Here is a 12092-nt window from a genome sequence, read left to right on the forward strand (position 1 = left end):
CCATCAGGCCTTGCTGTGGCTTAAGCGGTATTCGCCCGGAGTGGTTTTTTTAATGCGCTTAAAAGTGGTGAGCAAATGAGAGGCAGAATTGAAATTGAGACGTTCGGCAATTTCCTGCAAACTCAAATCGGTGGTTTTAAGTAAATAACAGGTGGCCTCTATTTTCTTGCTCAAAATATAGGAATGAAACGGTTTGCCAAAAAAATGCTTGAATTTCTGGTTAAAATTAGAAACCGACAAATGGGTGAGCGCCGCCACTTCGGCAATCGGCACAGTATCATTGAGGTGCTGGCCGATGAATTCTTCCACAATCAGACAAAATTCGATTTCCCGTGAACGTGTCGGCACCGGCTGGCCCGCGGCCAAGATATCAAACTCGCTTGAGCGCGACAAGGTATCCAGAATGTCAAACACCGCCAACATATGGCGCATACTGAACACATTTTGCAAATCCGGCCAGATCTGGCGGATATAGGCGGCCGCTTCGCCATAAAACAGCAAGCCGGAACTGCCCTTCCCCATTAAACGGTTAATCCGCCGAAAATACGGCGTACCGGTAAATTCGGCACCCAAACGGTTTAGATGGATCGACAACGCGTCTACCCGGCTGGTTTCGGTGTGCAGCAGCTGGTACAACACAAAAGGCGACAAAAACAACACACTGCCGGTATCCAAACGATGGCGCTGCTGCTGTCCCAACACAATGTGGGTGCCTTCGGCCTGAGGCAGCAGCAATTGGCTGTAGGGATGGAAATGGGCATTGTGGTGCACCACCCGTTCCTTTTTATTAAAAAAAACAAAATCCGGTGTAGGATCGAAGGTGTAATTCATCGGCAAGGTTTCTCCAAAGATCCAAGGGCAAAAAACATGGCTGATGCAGGCTTGAGCGTCTATTTTTAGCACAACTTAAGCCTGCGCTTAGCACCAGCCACTCAACACCATAATGGAGGAACGGCTTGCCGCCGCTCTGATGTACATCAAAAAACCCGCCGAATTTTGACTTCCCCAGTCCGTAGCATGATGGGAACAAATTGGCGGGCATGATTTGAGATGGGGAAGGAAACAGATCGAAAATCAAAAAACGGTTTTAGGCTGCCTAAAACAACGTTTTTATCTACACGACCCCGCATTCAATTAGGTTTTTGAAATCGCCGTACAAAAAATGATGGATGCCGGTGTGCAAATCAGCAATTTGATCCGCGCTCTCGGATTTGACTCTGTTTTGGACAGTTTCAAAAAATCATGATCAGTCAGCTGGTGTTTGCGGGGCGTTAGTTTGGGCATGGTGGTGTTTGGGGTGTTTGGGCTTGGGTTTTATTGTATTTTATTTTTTAGAATTGGTATTATTTGATTTTCCTGATGGCACTTTTCACGCGCCGATACCAGCGCCGTTGTTCGGCCGGTGGCGGCAAGGTGTCGTCGGCGTAGACGTAGCGGATATAGTCATCCAGCAGGGTTTGCAGCGGGGCGCTGAGTTGTTGGTGTGCGGCCAAGAGTTGCTGCAATTCCAAGGGGCCGATGGCGGCTATTTCTTCGCTATCGGCATCCAGCAAGGCGCTTTTAAGCAGCATAAAGCCGTCGGCCAGCGGCTGGCGGTTGCGCCGTTGCTGGCGCCGCCACCACCAAAGCAGCGGCAATACGGCGGCGCTGCCGCCCAACAGCAGCAAGATGCCCACGCTGCCGAGGCTCACGCGCCCCAAGCCTAGGCGCTGAAACAGGTTTTGCTGGCGGTTGGCGTCAAAATTCACCACCCATTGCTGCCAATAAAACTGGCTGCTTTGGCCGATGCCGTAAAGCCAGCTGTTTTGCGGCATAAAAGCGCCGCGTTGGCCGGGCGGCAAGGCCGAGACCACGCCGCCGCTGGCACGCACTTCGGCCACGGCGGTGGTGGGGTCTACCCGCAGCCAGGCGTTTTCGGAAGCCAGCCACACTTCCGCCCACGCATGGGCGTCTTTACTGCGCACTTGCCAGAATTGCCCTTGCGGGTTGTATTCGCCGCCCAGATAGCCGGTGACGATGCGGGCGGGCACATCGGCGGCACGCATTAAGTTCACAAAGGCATTGGCGTAGTCTTCGCAAAAGCCTTCGCGCCCTTGAAACAAGAAATAATCGGTGCTGTCGGCGCCTTGATTGCGCAGCGGCTGCAAAGTATAAACAAAGCCTTCGCGGCGGAAATAAGCCAAGGCTTGGTTAACCAAGGTTTTGTCGTCGTTGCTGCGCAAGCGCAGTTGGCGTGCCAGCGCACGGGTTTGTGGGTTGGCTTGTGCGGGCAGGCGGGTGTAATAGGCGCGCTCGCCTTCATTCAGTGTTTGCCCCAAATAAGGGTTTATGGTGGCTTGCAAAGCCACGCGGCGCAGACCTTCGCGGCTGCGGTTTACCCGCACCACGGCGCCCAAGCGCATACTGAGGCCGTTGCTGTCGGTATGGATGGGGTAATCGAGCGCGGGAATGCGCCCTTCTTCATCACGGATAATCAGCTGATAATCCACCACCGGTGCGGCGGGTGCGGCCACGGCACGGGCATCGTCGATATAGCGCTCGTCCATGGCGCGCCATTGGCTGCCGTCGAAATCGGCCATCACCATCACCCGCCAATAAAGGTTTTGCGGCAACGGGGTGTAGCCGTTGGCAAAGGTGGCGTTAAAAGCCGGCTCGTTGCTTTGCACCAAGTCGCTGATGCTGCCGGGGCGCATGGTGTCGGACAAGCCGGTGCTGGCCTGATTGGGATTGTGCTGCGGAATGCGCCACAAGGGCTCGGCCACACGCGGCACCGCCACAAACAGCACCGCCGCCAGCGGCAAGGCCAGTGCCAGCGCCTGCGCGCTTTGGCGCACGGCATCGCCCGGTTTCAGGCCGCCCAATAGCGCCATATCGGCGCTGAGCAGCATCAACCCCAGCAGCAGCCACACGGCCATCAGCACGTTTTGGTTGAACAGCACCGCGCCGCCCATCACCACCAACATCGCCAGCAACAACACTTGCCAGTCGCGCAGGCCGCGCCCTTCGTAGGCTTTGAGCACGGTGAGCAGCAGTAAAAACGCCACCCCGCCCTCGCGCCCGATAACGGTGCCGATTTGCTGCCACACCACCACCACGGCCACCGCCAGCAGCAACACCAGCCACAGCCATGATAAAGGCTTGATGTTCAGCGCCCACAAGGCCATGCGCAGCAGCCACAATACGCCAAACAGCGCAATCACCCCCGGCGGCAGCGACCACAACAAAGGCAGCGCCACCCATAATAAGGTAAGCAGCAACGCCAATTGCACTTGGCGCGGCGGCTCTTGACGTAAAAAAGCAGGATTAGCCAGCCACATCACCATAGCCCCAATGCGGTTAAACACAAGGTGCGCTGGCCGTTGCACGGCGCAATGGTTTGCTGCGGCAATTCCAGCGTATAAGCGTGGTGTTGCTGCTCGGCCTGCAACACGCGGTGGCACAATAGCCCGGCCAATTGTTCTTTGGGTGTGTGCGGCGGGTAGTCGCGATAAGAAATCCAGTCTTGGCGGATGCTGGCCACACCGTCTTCAAAGCGTTTGTCGAGCAGCTGGCCGGTTTTGGCAAACTGCTTCCACGCCACATGCTGTAAAGAAGCGCCGGGGTCGTGCTCTTGCAAATAAGCCAAATCATCGCCGCTGGCCACGGTGCGGCGGTGGCGGCTGGCGGTGTCGCCGCGGTGTGCCGGTGCAGGCAGCTCGTGGGCGATGGGCGCCGGATACACCACCGCATTGCCGTTGTATTGCCACAGCGATTCGGCCAACACCACCCCAAACGGTGCCATACTTACACAACGCAACGGCGGCACCAGCAAAAAGCCGCGCGGCTGCGGCGGCAGCACCCAATTCAGCGGCGTATCGGCAGCGGCGGCCAGCGGCCACGGCTGCCAATCGTCGGCGCGTTCGGGCTGGTGCTGGCCCAGCCGCAACCACAGCCAGCGCCGATAGCGCCCGCGCATACCGGCGCGCAACACCACCACCGGCGCTTCACCGGCAAAGCATTCGCTTTCGGTGTCGGCCTGTATCGATAAGCCCAGCAATTGCCGCCAGCACATCAACACGCCCGCCAGCAGCACACCCAACAGCCAAAACACCAGCACATAAGCCACGTTGACCTGATAATTCACCGCCATCACCCACAGCAACAGGCACACCAACAACAGCCCCCAGCCCAAACGGGTGGGCCGGCTGCGGATAAACCGCCAGCCCAGGCCTTGGCTGCCGTCTGCCGCCAAGGGCGGCGGCGGATTAGCCCACGGCCACATGCGCCAGCATCTCCGTGAGTACATCGGCACTGTGGCTTTGTGCCTGCAAAGCCTGCACCCGGTGCGCCGCCACCGCCACCCACACGGCTTTAATGTCTTCAGGCAGCACATGGGCGCGCCCTTCGATAAATGCCCACGCTTTGGCCGCGGCCACCACCGCCAAACCGGCACGCGGGCTTAAGCCCACGGCAAAGCGCCCCGGCGCACGCGTGGCCTGCACCAATCGGTAAACGTATTGCACCGCCGCTGCCGACAGCTTGATTTCGGCCACCTGCTGCTGCCATTGCAACAGCGTTTCCGCATCGGTGGCGGCTTGCAGCTTGGGCAACAAGCGGCGGCGGTCGCCGCCGGCATACAGTTGTAGCTCGGCTTCAGCGGTAGGGTAGCCCATGCTTAAGCGCATCATAAAGCGGTCGAGCTGCGATTCGGGCAGCGCAAACGTGCCCAATTGCTCGCCGGGGTTTTGCGTGGCCACCACCAAAAACGGCTTGGGCAAGGCGTAGGTTTTGCCGTCGATCGACACTTGGCGCTCTTCCATCGCCTCCAACAGCGCCGATTGCAGCTTGGGCGAGGCACGGTTGATTTCGTCGGCCAGCAAAAACGAATGGAACACCGGCCCCGGGTGAAACACAAAACGCCCGTCGTTGGGCTGAAATACATTCACCCCCAGCAAATCCGAAGGCAGCATGTCGTTGGTGAACTGCACGCGGCGGTAGTTTAGCCCCAATACCGTGGCCACGCCGTGTGCCAAGGTGGTTTTGCCCACCCCCGGTACATCTTCCAGCAACACATGGCCACGTGCCAACACGCAGGCCAAAAGTTGCTTCATCACCGCTTCTTTGCCCAAAATCAGGGCGTTGAGTTGTTTGAATATCAGGCTTAATTGGGGATTCATAAGGGCCGCGCGCCTTGCGTAGATAAGTTGAAAACGAGTAAAAAAATAAGCTTCAGGCAGCCTTGATTAACAGTAAAAGGCTGCCTGAAAAAGAATTGGCACTAATCAATGCGCACATAACGCACCGCCACAATATCAATGTATTCGGCGCCATCGGGGCCGTGCAATACCACCTCGTCGCCCTCGCGTGCTTTCATCAAGCAGCGTGCCAGCGGCGACACCCACGAGATTTTATTGCGGGCGGTGTCGATTTCATCGGTGCCCACAATACACACCGTTTGCGCCTGCCCGTTGCCGCGCACCAAATCTACCGTGGCGCTGAAAAACACCTGATCGGTGGCTTCACGCGCTTGCGGGTCCACCACTTGCGCCGCTTCCAGCCGCTTGGTCAAAAAACGGATGCGGCGGTCGATTTCGCGCAAACGGCGTTTGCCGTAGATATAGTCGCCATTTTCGCTGCGGTCGCCATTGCCTGCCGCCCAATTCACCACCTGCACCACCTCCGGCCGCGCTTTATGCACCAGCTGGTATAACTCGTCTTGCAGCGCTTGGTGGCCACTCGGGGTAATGTAATTAACCGGCACTGCGCCGGTGCCAAGCGTGCTCATATCCATGCTTACTCATGATGATTAAGGGCTGATTTTAGCGTATTTTCAGCCATAAAGGCTGCCTGAAAGCCGATTAATGCTTTCAGGCAGCCTTTAATTATATTGATTTTAATAACAGCGCTTATTTATATTTTAAGGCTGCCTGAAACCAGCCCACCGCATCAGCACGGTTAATGATCCAAATCCCCGCTCAAATACACCGCTTGCTCTTGCGCATCTTGCGGCAAAATCAAATTCAGCGCCACCGCGGCCAAGCCGCCCATGCAAATGGGGTTTTGAAACAAAATCGGCAGTTGCGCAAACACCGCCGGCTCAAACGCCACGCCCAGCCCCAAGCCCACAGAAGTGGCGCAAATAATCGCTTCGCGGCGGCGGATGCCCGCACTCATGATGATGCGGATACCGGCGATGGCAATCAGGCCGAACATCAACACCATCGCCCCGCCCAACACCGGGCTGGGAATGGTGGTAAAGAAGCGCCCCACCATCGGAAACAGCCCCAATATCACCAAAATGGCGGCAATGTATTTGCCGATATGGCGCGAGGCCACGCCGGTCATCTGAATCACGCCGTTGTTTTGCGCAAAAGTGGTGAGCGGCAGCGAACCGAGCGCAGTGGCAATCACCGACACCAGCCCGTCGGCCATCACGCCGCCGCGCAGGCGGCTACGGTATTCTTCGCCTTCGATGGGGCGGTCGGACACCATCGCAGTGGCGGTTAAGTCGCCCACCGCTTCAAACACGCTGAGCAGATAAATGGTGGCCGCCAGTAAAAACGCGTGCCAATCAAAGGCAAAGCCATATTTAAACGGCACCGGAATGGTGAGCAGCGGCAAATTATGCAGCGGGCTAAAGTCCACCATACCCAGCATCAAGGCCACGATATAGCCCGCAATCAGGCCGATGGCAATGCCGCCCATGCGCCAAAACGGATTGCGCAGGCAGTTAAACAGCAACACAATCATCAGCACCATGCCGGCCAAACCCAGATTCTGCCACGAGCCAAACGTGCCATTGTCTTTCGCCGCAAAGCCGCCGCCAAAATCGGTGATGCCCACATGAATCAGGCTTAAGCCGATCATCAACACCACCACCCCGCTCACGGTGGGGGTAATCACCTTTTGCAGATAGGGCAACACCCACGCCGCGCCCATCACCAAAAACGCCCCCACAAACGAAACACCCAGCAAGGTGGAAATCATGGCGTTTTCGTCCAAGCCGCCCGCCTTCATGCCGCTGCCCAGTGCAATCATCACCGTAACAAAAGAAAAATTCACCGATTGAATCGACAACATGCCCGAGCCGATAGGCCCGAAGCGATTTACCTGCAAATAGGTACCCACGCCCGAGGCCACCATCGCCATCGACACCAAATACGCCGTCATTTCCAGCGGCAATTGCAACGCACTGCCCACAATCAATGCCGGGGTGACCATCGGCACAAAAATCGCCAACAAATGCGTCATCGCGCTGAGCAAAGCGCTGAAAAAAGGCGGCTTGTCTTCCAGCCGATACACCAAATCCGCGGCGGTTTGCGGCTTGCCTACTTGCATACCCATGATGCTTTCCAAAAAATAATATGTTCATTCAGCAACATAAAAACAAGCTGCACCAACGCAACCGATTTTGCCAAACCAACACATCTGTTAATTAGCGTAAAAGGCGTTATTTTACGGTAAACACACACCACCACGCCAGCCCAAACCCTTGCTCCGGCAGCCAAAACAACATGCAGGCCGTTTTCCACAAGCGGCAAAAATACGCTACAATCAGCCTATTTTGTGGTTCTACCCGTGAAGGTTTAAACATGCTTACAGGCAGCCTAGTGGCCATTGTTACCCCCATGCACGAAGATGGCCGTGTGGATTTTGAGCAATTCAAACAACTGATAGACTGGCACATCGATGCTGGTACCGACGGCATTGTGGCCGTAGGCACCACCGGTGAATCGGCCACGCTGGGCGTGGAAGAGCACATTGCGGTGGTCAAAACCGCCGTTGAGCACGCCGCCGGGCGCATCAAAATCATTGCCGGCGCCGGTGCCAACAACACCCGCGAAGCGGTGCATTTGTCACAAGAGGCCGAGCGTGCCGGTGCCGACATGACCTTATCCGTCGTGCCCTACTACAATAAACCCTCGCAAGAAGGCATCTACCGCCACTTCAAAACCATTGCCGAAGCGGCGGCCATCCCAATGATTTTGTATAACGTGCCCGGGCGCACCGTGGCCGACATGGCCAACGACACCATTTTGCGCCTGGCCGCCATCGACAACATCATCGGCGTCAAAGAAGCCAGCGGCAACTTAGGTCGCGCTTGCGATTTGATCAAACACGCCCCGGCGGGTTTTGCCATTTATTCCGGCGACGACCCTTCCGCGCTGGGCTTTTTGCTCTGCGGCGGCCACGGCATCATCAGTGTGTCGGCCAATGTAGCGCCCAAGCTGTTTGCCGACATGTGCCATCACGCCTTGGCCGGTGAGATTGCCGCTGCGCGCGCCTGCAACGACAAATTGCAAAAACTGCACAGCGACCTCTTTTGCGAGCCCAGCCCCGCCCCCACCAAATGGGCGCTGGCTCAGCTGGGTAAAATCCGCCCGATATCGCGCTTGCCGATTATCGAACTTTCTCCTGCTGGCCAAGCCAAAGTACGCGCAGCCATGCAAGACGCAGAACTGATTTAAAAAGCACAAGGAAACCCCATGAATTTCGTTAAGCCCGCTGTTTTGGCCACCCTGGCCATCAGCTTGGCGGCCTGCTCTAGCAATAAAGACAAGCTGCCTGAACTGGACTATCAGTCCAACAACAAAAACATCGTGCGTCTGGATGTCCCCCCGGATCTGACCAACCCCAATCAGGGCGACCGCTACCAGCTACCGACCGGCACCGGCTCCGTGCGTGCCAGCGACCTGAACCGAGCCCAGTCTGCTGGCCAAACCGGCAGCAACACCCGCGTGCTGGCCAAAGTAGACAATGTACATATTGAGCGCGACGGCTCCGTGCGCTGGCTCAATATCGGCAACAAACAGCCAGCCGAAGTATGGCCGCTGCTCAAAGCCTTCTGGCAAGAACAAGGCTTTGTGATTGCACGCGAAGAACCTGCCATCGGCCTGATGGAAACCGATTGGGCGGAAAACCGCGCCAAATTGCCTGCCGACGGCATCCGCAGCCTGTTTGAAAAAGTGGGCTTGGGCGGCCTCTACTCCACTGGCGAGCGCGACAAGTTCACCATCCGCCTAGAGCGCAATAATCAGGGTGGCACCGATGTATTTATCGTTCACCGCGGCTTAACAGAGGTGTTTACCAACAAACAGGAAGACACCACCATGTGGCAGCCGCGCCCGAACGACCCCAATCTGGAAGCTGCTTTTCTAGGGCGCTTTATGCAATACTTGGGCGCCGATGAAAAAACCGTACAGCAAGAGCTAACGCAGAAACAGGCACGCGGCAGCGAGTTGGCCAAACTGGAAGGCAACAGCCTGCTGGTCAGCGGCACACAAGAGCGCAACTGGCGCCGCATTGCCATGGCATTGGATCGCATCGGCTTGGCCGTGGTAGCGGAAAATCCACAACGCCACGCTTTCTTGGTTGAAGTGGCACCAGCCGAAGGCGCTGCCGTTAGCGCCCAAAAACCCAGTTTCTTCAGCCGCATGTTCGGCGGTAAAAAAGAAGATACCCAACCGCAAGCCCAACCACGCTTAGTGGTGGCGGCCGAGCCTGGCAACAACGGCACTGTGGTGCGCTTGCTCAACCAAGACGGCAGCCCCTACAGTGGCCGCGATGCACAACAGTGGCTAAGCCGTCTGTACACCGAGCTGCGCTAACACACCGCCACACAGCAAAAGCCCGCTAAAATAGCGGGCTTTTTTGTATTGGCTATCCGCGCTATCAAGCTGCCTGAATACATCATAAATCCCAAAAACAACCTGCCAAAGCGAAGCAGATACGCGGTTTAGGAGGCACCTTGGCGCATCGCTTGTAAAATTTGCTTGGGCTTGATGTGCCAAGACACAACCTATGCAGCAACCTTATACCAATTCTAAAAAATACAATACAATAAAACCCAAGCCCAAACTCCCCAAACACCACCATGCCCAAACTAACACCCCGCAAACACCAGCTGACTGATCATGATTTTTTGAAACTGTCCAAAACAGAGTCAAATCCGAGAGCGCGGATCAAATTGCTGATGCTGCATCAACTGAGCTTGAGTCACAGCTTATACCAATAAAAATAAATAAGCTATAATCACCCTATGCCTAAACTGACCCCAAAAAACCACCAGCTCACCGAGCATGATTTTCTCAAACTCGCCAAAACAGAATCCCACCCACGGGCACGGACACGGTTGTTTATATTGCACCAACTGCAACAAGGTCAAACACCCGAAGAAATCGCCCCACGGTTTGGACTCCATCCGCTAACCATACACATATTACGGCGCAAATATTGGGAATTCGGTATTGAACAGGCCATTTACGACAAACAGCGACCCGGCCGCAACAGCAAACTAAAGCCGCAAGACCATCAAGCCTTCAAACAACGCATCATCGAAGAACAAGAAAAACGCGAAGGCGGCAGGCTCACCGCCGAAGACATCCATACTATTGCTGCCCAAGAATTCAATGCACACTACAAACACAGCAGCTGCCTATATCCTTTGTTGCACCGTATCGGCATGAGTTGGATCACCGCCCGCAGCCGCCATCCGCAGGCAGACCCACAAGCGCAAGACGCTTTTAAAAAACTTTACCGACCGGGTAAAAGCGGTATTACCTGAACACATCAAACCCGAACACGTCGACATTTGGTTTCAAGACGAAAGCCGCATCGGACAACAAGGCAGCCTCACCCGTGTATGGCACGAAAAGGGAAAAAGACCACGCATTATCCGCCAACAGCAGTTTGAATACGCCTATATCTTTGGTGCAGTGTGCTTGAGAACCGGAACAACAGCGGCTTTGGTGATGCCTAGTGTGAACAAAGAGGCGATGCTGCTGCATTTACGGCAAATATCGAAAGAAACCCCCGAAGGCCGGCATGCTGTGGTGGTGATGGACGGTGCGGGTTGGCATCAGGATGTCAGCGAACTGAAAAACATATCCATATTTGTTTAGTCCCTGAATTTTATGGAGTATCATTACCCCAATTAAAAGAGACCGACTTATGGCAAGCATATTGCATGGTAACGCCAAGACTACGCCTAGAATCAGAAAAGAAATACAAGAGTCTGAAGAGAGCATCGCAGCGTTAGCTAAAAAATACAATATTAATTTCAAAACCGTTCTCTACTGGAAACACGCAGATTCGGTCGAAGATAAAAAGTCCGGCCCCAAAACCCGCCCCAGCGTGTTGACCGAATCGGAGCAGCAGGCAATCTGTACCGTCCGGCGACATCTGCGGCTGTCATTGGACGAGCTGTATATCATCTTCAAGCCCAATATTCCAAAGCTGAGCCGCTCCAATCTGCACCGGTGCTTGCAACATCACGGATTGTCGCGCTTACCCAAGAATGAATCCGATGGCCAAAAAGGTAAAAAAACATTCAAACAATATCCGGTTGGCTTTGTCCATATCGACATCACCGAGGTGCGTTGTGAAACCGGCAAGCTGTACCTGTTTGTCGCCATCGACCGCAAAACCAAATATGTTTATGCAGAACTTCATCCGCGTATGACGCAGAAAACCGCCGTTTCTTTTCTGCGCAACCTACAACAAGATTGTGTGTTTAAAATCACCCATATCCTAACGGACAACGGTGCGCAGTTTACCTACAACTTGCTGAGCCAAGCACAACGGCCTGATAAGGAGCATCCGTTTGACGAGCTTTGCCGGCATTTGGGCATTGAGCACCGTACCACGAAATTCCGTCATCCATGGACGAACGGGCAGGTGGAGATTACCAACAAGATGCTGAAAGAGGTAACGGTCAAACGCTTCCACTATGAGCATCCTGACGAACTTAAACGGCACTTGATGGTATTTTTGCTGTATTACAACCATCAACGCCCCTTACGGTCGTTGAAGTACAAAACGCCTTGGCAGGCTTTGGAAGATTGCTATAATCTAGAGCCTGAATTGTTTCGTGAAAATCCATTCCAGAAGATTATGGGTCTTAACACATATTGAAACTGCCGCCGTATTCACCGGAATTAAACCCTATAGAACGGATATGGCGGCAGCTGAAGCAAACCTCTTTATCCAACCGTTGCTATAAGGGCTATGGGCAGATTGTAGAGGCCGGCTGTGCTGCGTGGAATGCGTTGGTTGCAGAAAAAGACAAGCTCTGTTCGCTGGTGGCTTGTGAATGGGCTTTATTATAGATTATT

General features: G+C 55.0%; 13 protein-coding genes. 7 read left to right on the forward strand and 6 right to left on the reverse strand.

Annotated features, from left to right (window positions below):
- Nucleotides 1-3 precede the first annotated feature (3 nt).
- The 6 genes from JQU52_RS13680 to JQU52_RS13705 all read right to left on the reverse strand — a co-directional run bounded on the left by JQU52_RS13680 (nt 4) and on the right by JQU52_RS13705 (nt 7323).
- On the reverse strand, nt 4-771 hold the full coding sequence (locus tag JQU52_RS13680) for a helix-turn-helix transcriptional regulator (protein WP_230339011.1): 768 nt from the start codon (nt 769-771) through the stop codon (nt 4-6).
- 572 nt (nt 772-1343) lie between these two features.
- Nucleotides 1344-3344, reverse strand: a complete 2001-nt coding sequence (locus JQU52_RS13685; RefSeq protein ID WP_230339012.1) for a transglutaminase family protein — start codon at nt 3342-3344, stop codon at nt 1344-1346.
- Nucleotides 3317-4261: a DUF58 domain-containing protein gene (locus JQU52_RS13690; RefSeq protein ID WP_230339013.1), complete on the reverse strand. Its 945-nt coding sequence runs from the start codon at nt 4259-4261 to the stop codon at nt 3317-3319. The genes JQU52_RS13685 and JQU52_RS13690 overlap by 28 nt, the downstream gene beginning before the upstream one ends.
- Nucleotides 4245-5156: an AAA family ATPase gene (locus JQU52_RS13695; protein ID WP_230339014.1), complete on the reverse strand. Its 912-nt coding sequence runs from the start codon at nt 5154-5156 to the stop codon at nt 4245-4247. Before JQU52_RS13695 ends, JQU52_RS13690 begins: the two co-directional genes overlap by 17 nt.
- A 101-nt stretch (nt 5157-5257) precedes the next feature.
- Nucleotides 5258-5764, reverse strand: a complete 507-nt coding sequence (gene greB, locus JQU52_RS13700) for a transcription elongation factor GreB (protein ID WP_230340601.1) — start codon at nt 5762-5764, stop codon at nt 5258-5260.
- A gap of 170 nt (nt 5765-5934) precedes the next feature.
- Nucleotides 5935-7323 (reverse strand): nucleobase:cation symporter-2 family protein, encoded by a 1389-nt coding sequence (locus JQU52_RS13705; protein WP_230339015.1) that lies wholly within the window; start codon nt 7321-7323, stop codon nt 5935-5937.
- Nucleotides 7324-7571: 248 nt separating this feature from the next.
- Between JQU52_RS13705 and dapA the strand changes: the two genes are divergently transcribed.
- From dapA to JQU52_RS13735, 7 genes are all read left to right on the forward strand, one after another.
- Nucleotides 7572-8447 (forward strand): 4-hydroxy-tetrahydrodipicolinate synthase, encoded by an 876-nt coding sequence (gene dapA, locus JQU52_RS13710; RefSeq protein ID WP_230339016.1) that lies wholly within the window; start codon nt 7572-7574, stop codon nt 8445-8447.
- Nucleotides 8448-8465: 18 nt separating this feature from the next.
- Nucleotides 8466-9587 carry an outer membrane protein assembly factor BamC gene (bamC, locus tag JQU52_RS13715; protein ID WP_230339017.1) on the forward strand — a complete coding sequence of 374 codons (1122 nt, stop codon included), beginning with the start codon at nt 8466-8468 and terminating at the stop codon, nt 9585-9587.
- Nucleotides 9588-9853: 266 nt separating this feature from the next.
- The gene (locus tag JQU52_RS13720) at nt 9854-9994 is read left to right on the forward strand and encodes a hypothetical protein (protein WP_230339018.1); all 141 of its coding nucleotides are present in this window, start codon (nt 9854-9856) and stop codon (nt 9992-9994) included.
- Nucleotides 9995-10018: 24 nt separating this feature from the next.
- Nucleotides 10019-10543 (forward strand): winged helix-turn-helix domain-containing protein, encoded by a 525-nt coding sequence (locus tag JQU52_RS13725; protein ID WP_230338247.1) that lies wholly within the window; start codon nt 10019-10021, stop codon nt 10541-10543.
- A gap of 25 nt (nt 10544-10568) precedes the next feature.
- A complete protein-coding gene (locus tag JQU52_RS14890) occupies nt 10569-10880 on the forward strand; it encodes a transposase (protein WP_407947615.1) in 312 nt (103 codons plus the stop codon).
- Between the two features lie 49 nt (nt 10881-10929).
- The gene (locus tag JQU52_RS13730) at nt 10930-11892 is read left to right on the forward strand and encodes an IS481 family transposase (RefSeq protein WP_230339019.1); all 963 of its coding nucleotides are present in this window, start codon (nt 10930-10932) and stop codon (nt 11890-11892) included.
- On the forward strand, nt 11889-12086 hold the full coding sequence (locus JQU52_RS13735) for a transposase (protein WP_407947600.1): 198 nt from the start codon (nt 11889-11891) through the stop codon (nt 12084-12086). Before JQU52_RS13730 ends, JQU52_RS13735 begins: the two co-directional genes overlap by 4 nt.
- Nucleotides 12087-12092: the final 6 nt, after the last annotated feature.

Source organism: Paralysiella testudinis (assembly GCF_016894345.1).
Classification (GTDB): domain Bacteria; phylum Pseudomonadota; class Gammaproteobacteria; order Burkholderiales; family Neisseriaceae; genus Paralysiella; species Paralysiella testudinis.